The organism is Brachybacterium sp. FME24 (genome assembly GCF_014897705.1).
Taxonomy (GTDB): Bacteria; Actinomycetota; Actinomycetes; order Actinomycetales; family Dermabacteraceae; genus Brachybacterium.
In genome coordinates, this window is sequence record NZ_JABUXV010000007.1 from 13,993 (window position 1) to 31,636 (window position 17,644).

The following is a 17,644-nucleotide window of genomic DNA, read 5'->3' on the forward strand; positions in this document are numbered from 1 at the left end:
TCGCCCCGCCCCGCCGAGAGCTCGCGCCGGTACACACCGACGCCAGCACCCGTCGTTGCTCTCACCACCCGCGCCTCCGCACCCTCCCGTGATCCCACGTCGGATCGCTGAGTCTTCTGACCACGTCCCTGCACCACGTCGCCGACGCTGGCGGTGCCGCGCACAGAGCGGGGAAGGCCGTTCACTCGGTTCCCGCACCTTACGCGACGGGTGAGACACCACAGGCAGAGAACGACAGATCATCCTTCCGGCTTCACCCGTTCTGCCCCATCCGCGCACTCCGACCACGATGCCGACCCGCACCTGGCGCAGCACCTGCCCGACGACACGTCATCACCCCATCCCTTGACGAACCGCGACTCCTCCTCCGCTCGGTGCCCGGAAGGCACGCGGATCAGGTCGTGGTCGACATCGACTGGAAAGCCGACATCATGACTCAGGAAGTACTGGCAGGCAGCAGACCCGCCCGCAGCACTCCAGCGGGCGGTCCACCGCTGGGACCGCGTCCCCGACAGCGCCTTCAGGAACGCACTGTGCACGGGGACACCGTCGTCACCAGGTACGGCTGGCTGCGCGATCGCCACTCCTCGGAGGTGGCGGCGCACCTGGACGCGGAGAACGCCTACACCGATCGAGCCACGGCAGATCTCGGCGCCCTGCGCTCGAGGCTGGCACAGGATCTGACGAGCCCCGGCCCGGATCCGGACCTCTCGGTTCCTGTGTACTCGGACGGCTGGTGGTACATCGATCGGGCCGGAGATCAGGGCGATCGCGGAGCCCATCCCTCACTGTCCCGCGTCCAGGACCGAGCGGTCCTGCGCGGAGAGCGCGGTCCGGGAGGAGTTCCGGAGGTCCCGGCGGGGCATCTGCTCGAGGGCGAGCAGACCCTGATCCCAGATCGACGAGGGGTTCTCGATGTCGCGTTCTCCGCCGGAGGCGGCCTGCTCGCCCGCGCGGAGGCATCCATCGGCGGATGCTCCGTCACCATCGTGGACCTCAGCACGTCGGACGAGCTCGATCGGTCCGTGCGCACCGCCGGGCCCGACCTCGTGTTCTCCGCGGACTCGCAGTGGCTGTTGTACACGCGGTTGGACGAGTTCGGTCGCAGCCACCAGGTGCGGCGGCATCGGATCGGCTCCTCGGCCGGCGAGGACGTCACCGTTCTCGAGGAACCGGATCACTGGGCCGAACTGCAGCTGGCCCGGTCCCGGGACGGCTCGACCCTGGTGATCCGATCCGTCTCGGTGGCAGCGACCGAGACGTGGCTGCTGGACCTGGACGATCCCACCAGCGCTCCCCGTTCGGTCACGGGCCGCCATCACGGAGCGCATCCGGTCATCGAGCACGCGGGAGATCGACTTCTCGTGATCCTTCAGGACGACGCCGGTCACAGCGTGCTCGCCGAAGCACCGCTGAGGAGCGTGGACGTCGCCTCCCAGGCACGCCCCGTGCTCACCGCGCGGCGAGGCGAGCAGTTCGATGACGTGGAAGCCTTCGCGGGCTTCCTCGCACTCCAGGTGCGCGCCGAGGGCCTCCCCGGCGTGCGCATCATCCCCCGTCGGGACGACGGATCCGTGGAGATCCTCGCGGCCCGTGCTCTCGGTCATGGCGGGGAGCTCGATGCGGTGCGCCTGGACGCCAATCCGTCGTGGTCCCAGCGCACCGTCCGCTATCGACTCGACAGCCTGCTCACCCCGGCGACGATCGCCCAGGTCGACGTGGCGACGAGCGAGATCACCGTGCTGCGCCGGGCGGCGGCACCCGCCGTCGATCCGGAGCGATACCTCGAGCGGCGTCTCTGGGCACCCGGACCCCAGGGCGCCCTCATCCCCATCTCCCTCATCTCCCGGCGGGACGTGGTCGCCGACGGCACCGCCCCCGGTCTCCTGTTCGGGGAGGGCGCCTTCGGCACCTCGGTCGATCCGATGCTGGTGCCCGGCACGCTGGAACTGGCTGATCGCGGCCTGGTGGTCGCGATCGCGCATGTGCGCGGCGGCGGCGAGATGGGGCCGAGCTGGCACCTCAGCGGCCGGCAACTGCACAAGGCCACGTCGTTCGACGACTTCGCGGCCTGTGCGGACCACCTGCTCTCCACCGGCTGGGTCGCCCCGGGCCGACTCGGCGCCGCCGGCACCGGCGCCGGCGGCCTCCTGGTGGCAGCCAGCGCGAATCGCTCCCCAGGCCTGTTCAGGGCGATCATCGTCGGAGCACCTCTGGTGGATCCGCTGGAGACCCTCCTGGACCCGGAGGTGATGCTCACGCTCGAGGAGTGGGCCGAGTGGGGCGACCCTGCCGGGGACGAAGCCATCTACCGCTGCCTGCGGGGATACAGCCCAGCGGAGAACGTCCGCGAGGCGGAGTACCCCGCGGTGTTCGCGTGGACCGCGCTCGACGGCACGGACATCCCTCATGCCGAAGCCGCCATCTGGATCGCCGAGCTGCGCGAGACGGTCACCTCCGACCAGGCGGAGCGGCCGATCCTGCTGCGTTGCGTCCCGGAGGTCCACGGCGATGCGCTTGAGCTCCAGGCCGAAGCGATGGCCTGGCTGCTCGACCAGCTGGACGTGCCCGGAGCATCCAGCTGACCCAGCGGCGGGAGGCGGCGCCGACGACGTCGCCGCCTCCCGCGTCATGACCCGATCACACCTGGTCGCCGCTACGCTCGGCCCATGACGACCGACCCCATCACGGCCCCGCGGCCGCCCCTCCGCCCGACCGAACGCAGCTTCCATGGCGACACCGTCGTGGATCCCTACGAATGGATGCGCGACAAGACCGATCCCGAGGTGATCGCGCACCTCGAGGCGGAGAACGCCTACGCCGACGCCCGCACCGCGCATCTCGCGCCGTTGCGCTCCACGCTGGTCGACGAGTTCGTCGGCCACACCCAGGAGACGGACCTCAGCGTGCCGGTGCGCCGCGACGGCTGGTGGTACATCACCCGCACCACCGCCGGGAACGACTATCCGGCCTTCACCCGGGTGGCCGACGCCGGCACCCTGCCCCAGGTCGAGCCGGGTGTGCTGCTGGCCGGCGAGCAGGTGCTGGTCGATGCGCAGGCCGAGGCGGCCGGTGCCGAGTTCTACTCCCTGGGCGGGCTGGCCCCCTCCCCCGACCACACCCTGCTGGCCTACGCCGTGGACACCGCGGGAGATGAGCGCTTCACGATCCGGGTGAAGGACATCGCCTCCGGGGAGGTCCTCGACGAGGCCGTCACCCAGGCCGGCTACGGGCTGGCCTTCTCCACCGATCAGCAGTGGCTCTTCTACGCGCGGGTCGACGACGCGTGGCGTCAGCACCAGATCTGGCGTCACCGCATCGGCTCCCCCGGTGCACAGGACGAGCTGGTCCTCGAGGAGGAGGACGAGCGGTTCATGATCGGCTTCGACCGCTCCCGGGACGGTTCCACGCTGGTCATCCAGGCCGGTTCCACCTCCACCACCGACGCGTGGCTGCTGGATCTGGCGGACCCGACGTCGGCCCCCGTACCGGCCGGCGGGCGCCGCGACGGCGTGGACTACTCCCTCGAGCACGCCGGGGACCGCCTGCTGGTGGTGCACAACCACGGGACCCAGGGCTTCGCGCTCGCGCAGGCCCCGCTGACGGACCCCGCTGCGTGGGAGGACCTGCTGGTCGCCGGCGAGGGCGAACGGCTGCTCGCCGTCGAGGCCTTCGCCTCCTTCGTGGCCCTGGAGCTGCGCAGCGCCGGGCTCGCGAGCGTGCGGATCATCCCGCGCGCGGCCGACGGCTCACTGCTGGCGGAGAAGGCCCGCGACCTCAGCCACGGCGGGGACCTGGACACCGTGGAGCTCGACGCCAACCCGAACTGGGACCAGACCACGGTGCGGTACCAGCTGACCAGCATGCTCACCCCGACCACGATCGCCGAGACCGACGTGGCCGGCGGTGAGGTGACGATCCTGCGCGTCACCCCGGTGCCGAACTACGACCCGTCGCGGTACGTGGAGCGGCGGGAGTGGGCACGCGCCGACGATGGCACGGCGATTCCGCTGTCCGTCGTCGCGCGGCGCGAGGTCGCCGCGGACGCCACTGCGCCGGGCTACCTCTACGGCTACGGCTCCTACGAGATGTCGATCGATCCGTCGTTCGTCCCCACTCGACTGTCGCTGCTGGATCGCGGCGTGGTCATCGCGATCGCGCACGTGCGCGGCGGCGGCGAGATGGGGCGCGACTGGTACGAGCACGGGAAGCTGCTGGAGAAGAAGAACTCCTTCAGCGACTTCGTGGCCGCAGCGCGACACCTGACAGAGTCCGGGCTGGTCGCGGAGGGTCGGCTCTCCGCGGAGGGACGCAGCGCGGGCGGGCTGCTCATGGGCGCCATCGCGAACCTCGCCCCCGAGCGGTTCCGGGCAGTGCTCGCCGGGGTGCCGTTCGTCGACACCCTCACCACGATCCTGGACCCCTCCCTGCCGCTGACCGTGGGCGAGTGGGAGGAATGGGGCGATCCGCTGCACGATCCGGACGTGTACGCGTACATGAAGGAGTACACACCGTACGAGAACGTGAAGGCGGTGCAGTACCCGGCGATCTTCGCCGCGACCTCGCTCAACGACACCCGCGTCTTCTTCGTCGAGCCCGCGAAGTGGGTCGCGCGCCTGCGGGAGACGGTCACCTCCGACCAGGCCGAGCGCCCGATCCTGTTCCGCTGCGAGATGGTCGCCGGGCACGGCGGCCGCTCCGGCCGCTACCGCAAGTGGGAGCAGCGGGCCGACGAACTGGCCTGGCTGCTCGAGCAGATCGGGGCGACCGAACCTCTCTGACTCCTGCGGCCTCTCGAAAATTTTCGTTCCCGACGGCGAGGATCCGGCCACGCTGCCACGCTTGACGCCTCTGTGACGGGTGCCATACGCTCGAACTACCGAAATCGTTCGAAACATTTCGGCCAGCTGAGCCAGATGAGTCATAGGAGACGTCATGAAGCGCCGCCAGATCCTCACCGTCGGAGCGGCCACCGCCGCAGCCACTCTCGCCGCCGGGGGCGCCGCCTCCGCGGCGCCTCCCGGGAACCGAGAGCAGACCCCTCCCGGGCTCGCCAAGAAGGACAACCTGGCGTGGGCCGCCGGCGCAGAGATCGCGATCGGTTCCGCCGTCGCCGGGGGCGGGCACCACACCGACGAGTCGTACCCGCCGCCGCTCACCGGCGACGCCGACTACCGGGATCTCCTGGGCCGCGAGTTCACCTCGGTCTCGGCCGAGAACCAGATGAAGTGGGATCACCTGCGCCCGGAGCCCGGAGCCTTTGCCTTCGAGGACGCCGACGCCATCATGGAGTTCGCCGCGCAGCACGGTCAGGTCGTGCGCGGCCACACCCTGCTCTGGCACAGCCAGAACCCCGACTGGCTCGCCGAGGGCGCCTACAGCGCCGAGGAGCTGCGCGAGATCCTGTACGAGCACATCACCACGGTGGTCGGCCGGTATCGCGGCCGCATCCAGCAGTGGGACGTGGTCAACGAGATCATGGACGAGGCCGGCAACCTGCGCATGAGCGACAACATCTGGCTGCGCGAGCTGGGCACCGGAATCATCGCCGACGCCTTCCGCTGGGCCCGCGAGGCGGACCCGGACGCCCTGCTGTTCTTCAACGACTACAACGTCGACGGGATCAACGCGAAGTCCGACGCGTACTACGCTCTCATCCCGACACTGCTCGCCGACGGCGTCCCGGTGGACGGGTTCTCGACCCAGGGACACCTGTCGATCCGCTACGGCTTCCCCGGTGACCTCGCCGAGAACCTCCAGCGCTTCGCCGATCTGGGACTGCAGACTGCGATCACCGAGCTCGACGTGCGCATGGACCTGCCCGAGGGCGTCGATCCGACCGCCGAGCAGCTCGAGCAGCAGGCCGAGTACTACCGCCGCGCGACCGAGGCGGCCCTGTCCGTGGATGGCTGCAACTCCCTCACCCTGTGGGGCTTCGTGGACACCTACTCGTGGGTCCCGATCACCTTCCCGGGCGAGGGCGCCGCCACCGTGCTCTGGGAGGACTTCTCGCGCAAGCCCGCCTACTACGCAGTCCAGGACGCCCTCGCCGCGGCCAGCGGTCGGGCCGGGCATCCGGCGCTGCGGCGGTGACCGCTTCGGATCAGCCGGCGCCGCTCAGCTGATCAGGTAGCCGCCGTCGACCGGGATCTCGACCCCGTTGACCATCGAGGCGGCGTCCGAGGCGAGCCAGACCGCGACGTCGGACACCTCGCGGGGCTCGGCGAAGCGGGACTGCGGGATGCGCGCCAGCATCGGGGCGGCCTTGGCCGGCTGGTCGCCCCACACCGTCCTGCCCATGTCGGTCAGCACGACCGTGGGGCAGATGGAGTTGGCGCGCACCCCCTGCGGACCCAGCTCGAGGGCGAGGGTACGAGTGGCCATGACGAGGCCGGCCTTGGCCGTGCTGTAGGCGTAGTGCTCGGCCAGGGGGCGCAGTGCGGCGGCGGAGGCGATCGTGACGATCGCGCCGCCGCCGGAGCCCGCCATGGCCGCGCCGGCCCGGGCGGCGAGCAGCGCCGGCGCCCGCAGGTTCACCTGCAGGGTCTCGTCGAAGTGCGCGCTGCTCAGCTCGTCGACCGTCTCCGGATGGGAGATGCCGGCGTTGTTGACCAGCACATCCAGCCGGCCTGGCCCCTCGAGGGCTGCCGAGGCCTCGTCCCAGAGCCGGTCCGGGACCTCGGGATCGGCGAGATCCGCCGCCAGCACCGCCGTGCGCACCCCGTGCTCCTCGCGGAGTCGGCGAGCCTGCCCCTCGACGGCCTCCACGTCGCGGGCGGTGAGCACGAGATCGGCACCCGCGGCCGCGAAGGCCCGAGCGATGTCCGCCCCGATCCCGCGGCTCGCACCCGTGATCAGGGCACGACGGCCGTCGAGAGGGCGGGCGGAGGAGTCGGAGCGGGTCATAGCCCCAGGCTACTCAGAAGGCGGGGATGACGCCGCCGGCGTAGGTGTCCTCGATGAACGTGCGCACGTCCTCGGAATGCATCAGCTCCTCGAGCTTCTGCAGCGCCGGGTTCTCGACGTCCGTGGTGCGGACGGCCAGCATGTTCGCGTAGGGGTTGCCCTCGGCGGATTCCAGGACCAGTGCGTCCTCGGCGGGCTTGAGATCGGCCTCCAGCGCGTAGTTGCCGTTGATCACCGCAGCGGCGAAGTCACCCTTGGTGCGGGGCAGCAGCGCCGGGTCGATCTCGGAGAACGTGAGGTTCTTGGGGTTCTCGGCGATGTCCGCGGGCGTGGCGTCCGTGGGCTCGATGCCGTCCTTCAGGGCGAACAGCCCCTGCTCCGCGAGCAGCGCGAGGGCACGGCCACGGTTGGTGGGGTCGTTGGGGATGCCGACCTCATCGCCCTCGGCGAGCTCGTCGAGGCTGGAGAGGGTCTCGGAGTAGACGCCCAGCGGCTCGAGATGGACGGGCTCGAGGGCGGTCAGCCCGTAGCCGTTCTCCTCGATCTCGGTCTCCAGGTACGGCGTGTGCTGGAAGAAGTTCGCGTCGACCTCGCCGTCGCTGAGCAGGCGGTTCGGGATCGGGTACTCGGTCTGCTCCTGGAGGTCGAGCTCGAGGCCCGCCTCGGCGGCGAGGTTGTCCTGGACGAACGTCAGGATCGCCATGTGCGGGACCGGGGTGGCGGCGATACGGATCGTCGTGATGCCGTCCGTCTCCTGGAGCGGGGTCTCCTCCTCGCCCCCGCAGGCGGCGAGGGTGAGGGCGGCGAGACCTGCGCCGGAGGCGAACAGGGTGCGGCGGCTGACGATGCTCATGAGGGGATCCTCCTGGGATGACGAGCTGGGATGGCGGGGACTGCGTGGGTCGGACGGTCAGACGGCGCGGGCACGGTGGTCGACGGCGCCGGCCAGGCGGGACCCGATCAGCTGCACCAGGATCACGATGATGACCAGCAGGATCACGGTCGCGATGATGATCTCGGTCTGGTAGCCGGTGTAGCCGCGGTTGTAGGCCAGCTGGCCGAGGCCGCCGGCGTTCACGGAGCCGGCCATGGCGGTGTAGCCGATCACGGCGATCGTGGTGGTGGTGATCGAGCCGATGATCCCCGGCAGCGCCTCGGGGACCAGCACCTGGCGGATCACCTGCCAGCGACTTGCGCCCATCATCTGCACCGCCTCGATCTTGCCCGCGGGGATCTCGCGCAGGTTCAGTTCGAACAGGCGCGCCGCGAAGGGCACCGCCGCGATGGTCAGGGCGATCATCGCGGCGTTCGGGCCGGTGGAACGGCCGGTGATGAGCGAGGTGACCGGGATCAGCGCGATGATCAGGATGAAGAACGGGAAGGAGCGCAGCACGTTGACGATGAAGCCGGCGACCTGGTTCAGAGTGCGCACCAGCGGGGACTTCGCTCCGTCGGTCTCGAACAGGGCGATTCCCAGCGGCAGCCCGAGCAGCACCGTCAGCGCCATGGTCACCGCAGTCATGTAGAGCGTGACCAGGGTGTTCTGCCAGAGACCGTCGTCCCAGCGGGTGAACAGAGGGTTCTGGGCCCACTCCTGCAGAAGTTCGATCATGCCGTCACCTCCTTGGCGACCACGCCGGCATCGTCGAGCTCACGCAGGAAGGTCGCCAGACCCTCCCTCGAGATCGGCTCCCCGGAGTGGTTGCGCAGTGCGAGCTGGACGCGGCCGACCTGGCGGCCGCCGATGGTCTCGATGGTGCCTGCGACGATCGTGGCGCTCGCGTCATGGGATTCGGCGAGGCTCACCAGGTCATCGCTGGTGCGGATCGTCGGGGAGTTGCCGTAGTCGCAGTTGACGATGAGAGCGTTGATGCCGGTGGGCGCCGGCGGCAGCGGGATCAGCTCGGCGGAGAGCGGGCCATGGGGATCGGCGGCCACATCGACCAGGTCACCGGTCTGGGTGATCGTCCCGTCCTGGAGCAGGGTCACGGTGTCGCAGACCTCGCGCACCACCGCCATCTCGTGGGTGATGATCACGACCGTGATGCCGAGGCGTTCACGCAGGTCACCGATCAGGTTCAGGATCTGGTGGGTGGTGGTGCCGTCCAGCGCGCTGGTGGGCTCGTCGCACAGCAGCACCTTGGGCTCCGCAGCCAGGCCGCGGGCGATGCCGACGCGCTGGATCTGACCGCCGGAGAGCTGCGCGGGATAGTTGTTCTCGCGCCCGCCCAGGCCTACGAGCTCCACGAGCTCGGCGACCCGCTGCTGACGCTTCGCCCGGGACACCCCGGCGATCTCCAGCGGGTGGGCGATGTTCTGGGCGGCCGTGCGGGAGTCCAGCAGGTTCGCGTGCTGGAACACCATGCCGATGTTGCGGCGGGCGGCGCGCAGTGCAGCACCCTCCAGGGCGGCCACGTCGGTGCCGTCGACCTCGACCCGGCCCGAGGTCGGCTTCTCCAGGCCGGTCAGGCAGCGGATGAGGGTGGACTTCCCGGCGCCGGAGCGCCCGACGATGCCGTGCACGCGCCCCGGATCGAGGTGGAGGTCGATCCCTCCGAGCGCGACGACGGGGTCTCCCCCGCCGGGCGCGGGAAAGACCTTCGTGAGGCCATCGAGAGTGATCACGTGAAGAGTGAATCACTCTCCTCCGTCTCCGTCGGAGTACTTGTTCATCTGAGGAAACACACGTCACAGGCCTGCACCCTCGCCTGTGCACGGGGTCACGTCGACGCGCACTGAGATCTGTCATGGGTGACCGGTGACGATCCCATCCGCGCTCGTGATCCCTCGCCCTACTGGCCGGCGGCAGATCTCGGGAGAGTAGGGCCATGACATCGACACAGCGCACCGCATCTGCTCCCCCCGAACGCTCCATCCTGATGGACCTGATGGCCATCACCCCCTCCGCGACCCTGGGCCGCGAGCTGCTCGCTCTGGTCCTGAACCTGGCTCTGGTCGGAATCCTCGTCATCGTGATCCAGCCGGAGCCCCTGGTCCTGGCCGTCATGCTCGGCGTCGTCGGCCTGTTCATGCTGGTCCGCCTGGCCGTCGGGTTCCGCACCCGGGGCTACGCCCGTGACCTGACGGGCGGTCGCTGAGATGTCGACCCTTCACCAGGCACCCACCGGCGCCACCTCCAGCACCCATCCCGCCGAGGTCCTGCTGCGGGCCGAGGGCCTCTCCCGTCACTACGGGCGCGGCAAGGACTCCTACCTGGCCGTCGACGGCCTCGACCTCACCCTTCACCGCGGCGAACTGTTCGGCCTGCTCGGCACCAACGGCGCCGGCAAGACCTCCACCCTGGAGGTGCTCGAGGGCCTCGCCCGCCCCACCTCCGGCTCGGTGCACGTGTTCGGGCACGACCCGTATCGCGAGCGCCGTGCCGTGCGCCCCCGCCAGGGGCTCATGCTGCAGACCGGCGGCTTCCCCGCGGACCTCACCGCCCTCGAGGCCCTGACCATGTGGAGCCGGACGCTGAGCACCCCAAGACCAGTGCTCGACGTGCTGGCCGACGTCGACCTCACCGACCGGGCGAGCACCCGCATCTCCTCCCTCTCCGGCGGCGAGGTGCGACGACTCGACCTGGCCAGCGCGATCGCCGGCGATCCCGAGCTGCTGTTCCTCGACGAGCCGACCACCGGCCTGGACCCCGAGTCGCGGGCCCGCGCCTGGGAGCTCATCGCCTCCCTCAAGCAGCGCGGCACCACGATCGTGCTGACCACCCACTACCTGGAGGAGGCCGAGACCCTCGCCGACCGCCTCGCGATCATGCACCGCGGGCGCATCGTGCGCGAAGGCACGGTGGCCGAGGTCGTCGACGGGCACGCCGCCCGGATCCGGGTGACGCTCCCGGCAGATGCCCCCGCCCTGCCCGTGCTCCACGGCCAGGCGAACCGCTCCACCTCGGGTCGCCTCGAGGTGACCACTCCGTCGCTCACCTCTGACCTCCACGCCCTCCTCACCTGGGCCCGCGCCGCCCGCATCGAGCTCACCGGCCTCGATGCCCGCGCCGCCAGCCTCGAATCAGTGTTCCTCGAGATCGCCGGCTCCTCCAACCTCGTCGAAGGAAGATCATGACTGCCCTCACCGCATCCCCCCGCGCCGCCACCTCCGCCCCCTCTCGCACCCGCCGGCGGTCCCGCCTGCTGGGGCTCGCCGCCGCCGAGCTGTCCCTCCTGCGACGCAATCGCATGCAGCTGGGCACCGCGATCGTGCTGCCGCTCGCGCTCCCGTTCTTCTTCCTGCCCCTCGCACGGCAAGGGGCCACACCCGATGCCCTGGCAGGTGTGCTGGGCACCATGTTCGTGATCGTCCTGCTGTTCGTCGTCTACTACAACCTGCTGTCCACCTTCGTCGCCCGACGCCAGGAGCTGGTTCTCAAGCGCCTGCGCACCGGTGAGGCCTCGGACGCGACCGTGCTGGCGGCGACGGCGGCCCCCGCCCTGCTGCTCGCGACCGTGATGATCACCATCATGGCGGTGCTCTCGATACTGCTGCTGGACCTTCCGCTGCCCCAGAACCCCGTCGCGCTCGTCCTCGGGCTGAGCCTCGGTGCCGCCACGTTGGTGCCGCTGGCCCTGGTGACCGCGAACATCACCCGCACCGTCGAATCCGCACAGGTCACCTCGCTGCCCGCGATGGGCATCCTGATGATCGGCGCCGGCGGCATCCTTCCGGCGGAGATCCTGCCGGAGTGGGCGGCTCGTCTGATCACGGCCCTCCCCTCCGCGCCGATCACCGAGCTGGTGCGGCTGGGCTGGCTGGGCATCGGCGCCGACGGGACCCCCGTGTTCGGCGCCGAGGCGTGGACCACCGTCGCCGGCCAGGCGGCGATCCTGCTCGGCTGGGCCCTCCTCGGCATCCTGATCGTGCGCGAGCACTTCCGCTGGGAGCCGCGCGGCTGACCCCGAACCGGACGGGCGCTCCCGACATCCCTCATGGCCAGTCCTCGACCACCCCATCCCCGGGGGTGAACCGGCGTTCTCCCGGTCACCACCGGGGATCTCGCCGCCGTGGGGGACCCGGACGGCGGCGACGGTCTCGCTCCCGGGATCGAGCACGGCGAATACCGGGTCCACCACGTCCCAGGTCGCCGGCTGTCGTGGTCGAACAGAGCGGCGCGGTTCCACGTCGACCGGTCGCCCCTCCGTGCGGTGACCGCGTCCCTATCCTCTCTGCCGGGCGACCCGTGCCTCGTCCCAGACGGGGATGTCGGATTCGTAGACCTCGGCGTCCGCGCCGAAGACCAGGAACCGCTCGAAGTCCCGCACGAACCAGCGGTCGTGGGTGACGGCGACGACGGTCCCTTCGAAGGTGGCGAGCGCCTGCTGGAGGGCGTCGGCCGATTCGAGATCCAGGTTGTCGGTGGGCTCGTCGAGCAGCAGCAGGGTCGCCCCGCCCAGTTCCAGCAGCAGGATCTGGAACCGCGCCTGCTGACCGCCGGAGAGCGACTCGAAGGTCTGCTCGGCAGCGCGCGCCAGCTCGTAGCGGGCCAGCGCCCGGGCCGCCTCCTCGCGCGGCCTCCCGGCGCGGTGCTCGTCCCCGCGGTGCAGGATCGACAGCAGCGTGCGGCCGGTGAGATCGGACCGTCCGTGGGTCTGGGCGAACCAGCCGGGTCGCACCCGGGCACCGAGGCGGGCTGTGCCCGTGTGCTCGACCGGGTCGATCGGCACCTCGGCGACCGGCAGGTGCTCGGGCGAGGGATCGGTGCCCCCGGCGGCGAGCAGGCGCAGGAAGTGGGACTTGCCCGAGCCGTTGGATCCGAGCACGGCGATGCGGTCCCCGAACCGGGCCTCGAGATCGAAGGGAAGCATCAGGTCCGTCAGCTCGAGGCCTTCGCAGATGATCGCGCGCTTGCCGGTGCGGCCCCCGCGCAGGCGCATGGCGAGCTTCTGCTCCCGCGGCTGCAGCTCGGGCGGGCCGGCGTCCTCGAAGCGGGCGAGTCGTGTCTGGGCCGCGCGGTAGCGGGCGGCCATATCGGAGTTGTAGGCGGCTTTCTGCTTGTACATCTGCACCAGCGCGCGCAGCTTCGCGTGCTCCTCGTCCCAGCGCCGCCGCAGCTCCTCGAGCCGCTCGAACCGAGCCTCCCGCGCTTGGTGATAGGTCTCGAAACCGCCCGGGTGCACCCAGGAGGTGTTCCCGGCAGCGCCCAGCTCGAGCGTGACGACGCCGCTGGCGGTGCGCGCCAGCAGTTCCCGATCGTGGCTGACGTACAGCACGCTCTTGCCGGACTCCACGAGCCCTTGCTCGAGCCAGCGCTTGCCCGGGACATCGAGGAAGTTGTCGGGCTCGTCCAGCAGCAGCATCTCGTCGGGCCCGCGCAGGAGGGCTTCCAAGGCGAGCCGCTTCTGCTCCCCGCCGGACAGCGACGAGATCGGCCGGTCCCGGCAGCCCTCGAAGGTGGCGCCGAGCGCGGCGATGGTGCAGACGTCCCACAGGACCTCCGCCTCGTACCCGCCGACCTCTCCCCAGGTGGTCAAGGCGTTCGCGAAGGCCATCTGGGAGGCGGTCGAAGCGGTCTCCGCCATCTCCCGTTCGGCCCGGTCCAGGGTTGCGGCCGCCTGCCGGATGCTCGGCGGCGACACCGACAGCAGCAGCTCGCGCACCGTGCCGCCGGTCAGGAACTGGCGCATGATCCCGAGCGTCCCGTTCTGGGTGACGGCGCCGGAGTTCGGGGCCAGCTCACCGGTGACGATGCGCAGCAGCGTTGTCTTCCCGGCGCCGTTGGCCCCGATCAGCGCGATCCGCGCACCCTCGCCCACGCGGAAGGAGACGTCGCGCAGCAGCGGCCTGCCGTCGGCCAGCGTGTAGTCGATGCCCGCGATATCGAGGTGTGCCATATGCCCAGGTCTATCCCATCAGCGGCGAACAGTCATGGGAATTGTCGGCGCCTCACGGTTCGCAGCCGTCGTCGCTCAGAGGGCGAGCTGGCTGCGGTACCGCTCGGCGAGCGCTGCCGGCCAGTCGGTGAAGGTGATGAGGGTGTCGTCAACATGGGTGAGCTGGTCGATCGATCCGACCCGCGGGAGGTCCCGGAGCGCGCGGTCCTGGATCGACTCGACCGTCGCCTCGATGTACTCGGCAGTGTTCAGCACCGGGTACGGGCGCACGGCGTCGTCGATCCCGACGGCGAACTGCTCGACCCGCGGGCCGACCCGGTCCGTCAGGCCGAGCTCGTCGTGCCGGCTCCCGAGCAGGAGCAGCGCAGGCGTGAACGCCTCGTCGTCGCGGTCGGCGAGCGCTGCGTCGAGCAGCGGGCCGAGATCTCTGCAGGCGCCAAGGTCCTCGAAGGCACGGCCGAACCATTTCGCGTAGGGGCGGTACTGCCGCTCCTGCAGGAAGGCCATCTCCATCACGAGTCGGGCCAGGTGGGCGATGAGCAGCTGGGAGCCGCGGCGGTCACCGGTCTCGAGGGTGCGCCCGAGCAAGGGGGTGGCCTGGCCGATCAGGTGCCACTGGCAGGCCAGCAGCCATCGCCAGATGTCCGTCGGGTACCAGGCGAAGGCCTCGCGCAGGGCGGTCAGCTCCTGCAGGTCGTCGTGGAACACGCCGCCGGCGGTGAGCTGGCGCAGGTGCTGCTGCGGGATCGCGAGCCACGCCGCGTGATCGGACGGTGCGGTCGGGATCGTCGGCAGTCTCGTCGCCATCCACAGAGCGGTGGTGGTGATCTCGAGGTGGTCGGTGATGCGACCCTCGGCGTGGGAGAACCACCGGGTGGGATAGCCGCGGAAGGTCGGAGGAAGCGCAGCCCGGACCGCACGCGCAGCGTGGTCGACGTCGGCGACGGGGACGAACAGCTGCAGTCGCGGCCCCCACTCATGATCTCGGGAGCGTTCGTCGTCGAAGCCCTGCACCTCCGACCCCTCCCCGAGCAGGCAGGCAGTGTGCGGGCGGGCGATCGCCCCGGCGACGACCTCCTCGTAGAGGCTGCGCGCCAGTTCCAGTCCCGGGACGAATGCGGCCATGCGGGCAGGCTAGGCGCGCAGGCGCCGGGAGGCACCTTCTTTTCTGTCGGCCTCGCGCACGGCTGCGTCGGCCTCGCACGTCGACTCATGACATCTCTCATGGGCAACCCGTGAGGAGCCCACCTCGACCGGTGATCCGCTGCCCTACTGGCGGGCGTCGATCCTCGGGAGAGTAGAGCCATCGCCAGGACCACGACTCCGCTCCCCGACCCGAAGGACACCCATGTTCCAGGACCTCCTCGCCCAGCTCCACTCCCTCGTCTCCGACCTCGAGCCGTGGCAGCAGGTGCTCGCACTCGTGCCCGTCGGGGCGATCCCGTTCATCGAGTCCTACCTCGGCAGCTTCCTCGGTTCCGCTCTCGGCATCCACCCGCTGCTCGCGATCCCTGCCGCCGTGCTCGGCAACCTGCTCGCCACCTTCGGAGCCATCGCACTGTCGGGCAGGGCGCGTGAGGCAGTGACCCGCGGCCGTGATCGCCGGGCGACGGACGCGACCGCGCAGCCCTCGAGGTTCCGGCAGAAGATCGCCACCGCCCTGGACCGGTACGGCGTGCCCGGAGTGTGCCTCCTGGGCCCGTTCGTGGTCGCCTCGCAGATCACGGCACCGACACTGGTCGCCCTCGGCGCCACCAGGACCCGGGTCTACCTGTGGATGGGCATCTCGATCATCGGCTGGGGGATCGTCTTCGGGGTCTTCGGCAGCCTGTTCCTCACTGTCATCCTGTGATCCCGTGATCCCGGTCCCCTCCGATAAGCTCCCGACCAGGCCGTCCAGCGAACCGACGTCCGAGAGAGGACAGATGTGAATACCGCCGTGGGCCGCCAGTGGAGCGTCTTCTACGCCTACACGGCGTGGACCGTCGTCGGCGTGGTGGTGCTGCTCCCTCTGGGCGTCACGGCGTTCCTGGATCTTCGGCTCCCGACTGCCTTCACCTTGGCACCGCTGACCACCGCGGTGCTGTGCGGGCAGGTCATGCTCGGGGCCTGGTCGGCATGGCGCGCTCTGGAGGCATGGGCCGCGGCCGACGCCTCCACCTCCCATGACCGCTGGGGCATGCGCCGAGTGGGTCGGCTCCCCTCGGATCTGTCCCTGCTGGCCGCCGCGCTGCCGTCGGCGCTGATCGCCGGCGCCACCCTGGTCGGCGGCGTGGATTCCCGCTTCCTGGTCATCTCCTTGTCGCTGGTGGCCACCACAGCCGGCATCCGGTGGCGGTGGGAGGTCGGATTGGTGCTTGCGGTGGCGTTCACGGCGGTGGCTGCGCTGGCGCAGCAATCCCTCCCACAAGTCCTCTCCCACGGCATTCTCGTGCTCGCGGCCGTGCTCACCTCCCGGCTCTCCCTGTGGCTCGCCGCGATGGTGCGCGAGCTCGACGACGCCCGGGAGGCCCAGGCCGCACTCGCCGTCGCCGAGGAACGGCTGCGTTTCGCGCGCGACCTGCACGACGTCACCGGCCGCGACCTCTCCGTGATCGCCGTGAAGTCCGAGCTGGTCGCCCAGTTGGCCGAGCGCGAGGACCCTCGGGCGGTCGAGCATGGCCGTGAGGTCGCCCAGATCGCCCGCACCTCGCTCGCGGAGATCCGTGCGCTGGTGCGCGGATATCGGGAGGCCGACCTGGCCACCGAGCTGCGCGGCACCGCCGCGCTGCTGCGCTCCGCGCACGCACAGGTGTCTGTGGAGGGCACTGCCGAGGACGTCCCCGCCGCCTTCGCCGGCACCGCGGCCTGGGTGCTGCGGGAGGGGGGCACCAACATCCTGCGCCACGCCGACCCCACGACCGTCACGATCACCCTCGGCCCGGACGGGGTCGCCCTCGTCAACGATGGCTCGCCCGGCGCCGACGAGGTCCACGAGGGCAGTGGCCTGACCGGCCTTCGCGAGCGCCTCGACCCGACCTGCTCGCTCACTGTCCGCCGCGAGGGCGGGACCTTCACCCTTGATGTCCGCTTCGACGCCCCGGGAGGGACACGATGACCCACGACCCTGTTGCTGATCCCGCCCTGCTGCGCGTGATCCTCGTCGACGACGAGAACCTGATCCGCTCCGCGCTCGCCACCATGCTCACCCTCGAGGCGGATCTCGACGTGCGCGGAGAAGCGTCGACCGTCGCAGACGGGGTACGCCTCGCCCAGGCCGAACAGCCCGACGTCGCAGTGCTCGACCTCCAGCTGCCCGACGGCGACGGCCTCGAGCTGGCCGGCCGGATCGCGGACATCTCCCCCGCCACCCGCTCCCTGATCCTCACCTCGCACGCCCGTCCCGGCTACCTCAAGCGGGCCCTCGCCCAGGGGATCCTCGGCTTCCTGCCCAAGACCACCTCGGCCGATCAGCTCGCCCGCGCCGTGCGGTCGGTAGCCGCCGGGCGCCGGGCGATCGACCCGGAGCTCGCCGCCGACACCATCTCCTCGGGCGATTCACCGCTGACCCCGCGGGAGGCCGACGTCCTGGAATACGCGGCCGACGGCGCCGCCGTGGAGCAAATCGCCCGCCGCGCCCACCTGGCCGAGGGCACGGTGCGCAACTACCTCTCCAGCGCGCAGGCGAAGCTGCAGGCAGGGAACCGGCACGAGGCGGTCGCGATCGCGCGCCGCCAGGGCTGGATCTGAGCAGGCCAGCCGGATCTGGGCGCGGCCCGAACCGGGCGCGCCGCATCCACTGGCGCCCGGTGCACAGGGACACCGCCATAGGGGCCCAGCTGATCACATGACGCCACCGGATACGTCGCGCCGGCGACTGCCGCGGTGTCATCTGCCCTGTCCTCGAACCGCCCGCCGCG

At 70.7% G+C, this 17,644-nt stretch carries 15 protein-coding genes; 9 read left to right on the forward strand and 6 right to left on the reverse strand.

Features of this window, described 5'->3' with window-relative positions; translation table 11 throughout:
- The first annotated feature begins 431 nt into the window (after positions 1-431).
- From INT51_RS09245 to INT51_RS09255, 3 genes are all read left to right on the forward strand, one after another.
- The gene (locus INT51_RS09245) at positions 432-2,585 is read left to right on the forward strand and encodes a prolyl oligopeptidase family serine peptidase (protein WP_193105201.1); all 2,154 of its coding nucleotides are present in this window, start codon (positions 432-434) and stop codon (positions 2,583-2,585) included.
- A gap of 84 nt (positions 2,586-2,669) precedes the next feature.
- A complete protein-coding gene (locus INT51_RS09250) occupies positions 2,670-4,781 on the forward strand; it encodes a S9 family peptidase (RefSeq protein ID WP_193105016.1) in 2,112 nt (703 codons plus the stop codon).
- Positions 4,782-4,935: 154 nt separating this feature from the next.
- On the forward strand, positions 4,936-6,093 hold the full coding sequence (locus INT51_RS09255) for an endo-1,4-beta-xylanase (protein ID WP_193105017.1): 1,158 nt from the start codon (positions 4,936-4,938) through the stop codon (positions 6,091-6,093).
- Positions 6,094-6,117: 24 nt separating this feature from the next.
- Here the strand turns inward: INT51_RS09255 and INT51_RS09260 are convergent, their stop codons facing one another.
- From INT51_RS09260 to INT51_RS09275, 4 genes are read right to left on the reverse strand one after another with little or no spacing between them, the layout of a single operon-like run.
- Positions 6,118-6,906, reverse strand: a complete 789-nt coding sequence (locus tag INT51_RS09260) for an SDR family NAD(P)-dependent oxidoreductase (protein ID WP_193105018.1) — start codon at positions 6,904-6,906, stop codon at positions 6,118-6,120.
- Between the two features lie 13 nt (positions 6,907-6,919).
- Positions 6,920-7,759, reverse strand: coding sequence for a MetQ/NlpA family ABC transporter substrate-binding protein (locus tag INT51_RS09265; protein ID WP_193105019.1), 840 nt, complete (start codon positions 7,757-7,759; stop codon positions 6,920-6,922).
- A gap of 57 nt (positions 7,760-7,816) precedes the next feature.
- Positions 7,817-8,518 (reverse strand): methionine ABC transporter permease, encoded by a 702-nt coding sequence (locus INT51_RS09270; protein WP_193105020.1) that lies wholly within the window; start codon positions 8,516-8,518, stop codon positions 7,817-7,819.
- Positions 8,515-9,531 carry a methionine ABC transporter ATP-binding protein gene (locus INT51_RS09275; RefSeq protein ID WP_193105021.1) on the reverse strand — a complete coding sequence of 339 codons (1,017 nt, stop codon included), beginning with the start codon at positions 9,529-9,531 and terminating at the stop codon, positions 8,515-8,517. The genes INT51_RS09270 and INT51_RS09275 overlap by 4 nt, the downstream gene beginning before the upstream one ends.
- Before the next feature lie 203 nt (positions 9,532-9,734).
- Between INT51_RS09275 and INT51_RS09280 the strand changes: the two genes are divergently transcribed.
- From INT51_RS09280 to INT51_RS09290, 3 genes are read left to right on the forward strand one after another with little or no spacing between them, the layout of a single operon-like run.
- Positions 9,735-10,004 carry a hypothetical protein gene (locus tag INT51_RS09280; RefSeq protein ID WP_193105022.1) on the forward strand — a complete coding sequence of 90 codons (270 nt, stop codon included), beginning with the start codon at positions 9,735-9,737 and terminating at the stop codon, positions 10,002-10,004.
- Between the two features lies 1 nt (position 10,005).
- Entirely contained in the window at positions 10,006-10,983 is a 978-nt protein-coding gene (locus tag INT51_RS09285; protein WP_193105023.1) for an ABC transporter ATP-binding protein, read from the forward strand.
- Positions 10,980-11,810: an ABC transporter permease gene (locus tag INT51_RS09290; RefSeq protein ID WP_193105024.1), complete on the forward strand. Its 831-nt coding sequence runs from the start codon at positions 10,980-10,982 to the stop codon at positions 11,808-11,810. The genes INT51_RS09285 and INT51_RS09290 overlap by 4 nt, the downstream gene beginning before the upstream one ends.
- 261 nt (positions 11,811-12,071) lie before the next feature.
- On the opposite strand, the gene INT51_RS09295 is transcribed toward INT51_RS09290, so the two are convergent.
- Both INT51_RS09295 and INT51_RS09300 read right to left on the reverse strand, forming a co-directional pair.
- Positions 12,072-13,745 carry an ABC-F family ATP-binding cassette domain-containing protein gene (locus INT51_RS09295; RefSeq protein WP_193105025.1) on the reverse strand — a complete coding sequence of 558 codons (1,674 nt, stop codon included), beginning with the start codon at positions 13,743-13,745 and terminating at the stop codon, positions 12,072-12,074.
- A 75-nt stretch (positions 13,746-13,820) separates the two neighbouring features.
- Positions 13,821-14,870 (reverse strand): DUF4037 domain-containing protein, encoded by a 1,050-nt coding sequence (locus INT51_RS09300; protein ID WP_193105026.1) that lies wholly within the window; start codon positions 14,868-14,870, stop codon positions 13,821-13,823.
- Between the two features lie 223 nt (positions 14,871-15,093).
- Between INT51_RS09300 and INT51_RS09305 the strand changes: the two genes are divergently transcribed.
- From INT51_RS09305 to INT51_RS09315, 3 genes are all read left to right on the forward strand, one after another.
- On the forward strand, positions 15,094-15,597 hold the full coding sequence (locus tag INT51_RS09305) for a hypothetical protein (RefSeq protein WP_193105027.1): 504 nt from the start codon (positions 15,094-15,096) through the stop codon (positions 15,595-15,597).
- A gap of 75 nt (positions 15,598-15,672) precedes the next feature.
- A complete protein-coding gene (locus INT51_RS22665) occupies positions 15,673-16,842 on the forward strand; it encodes a sensor histidine kinase (protein ID WP_193105028.1) in 1,170 nt (389 codons plus the stop codon).
- Positions 16,839-17,474 carry a response regulator transcription factor gene (locus INT51_RS09315; RefSeq protein WP_193105029.1) on the forward strand — a complete coding sequence of 212 codons (636 nt, stop codon included), beginning with the start codon at positions 16,839-16,841 and terminating at the stop codon, positions 17,472-17,474. Before INT51_RS22665 ends, INT51_RS09315 begins: the two co-directional genes overlap by 4 nt.
- Positions 17,475-17,644 lie beyond the last annotated feature (170 nt).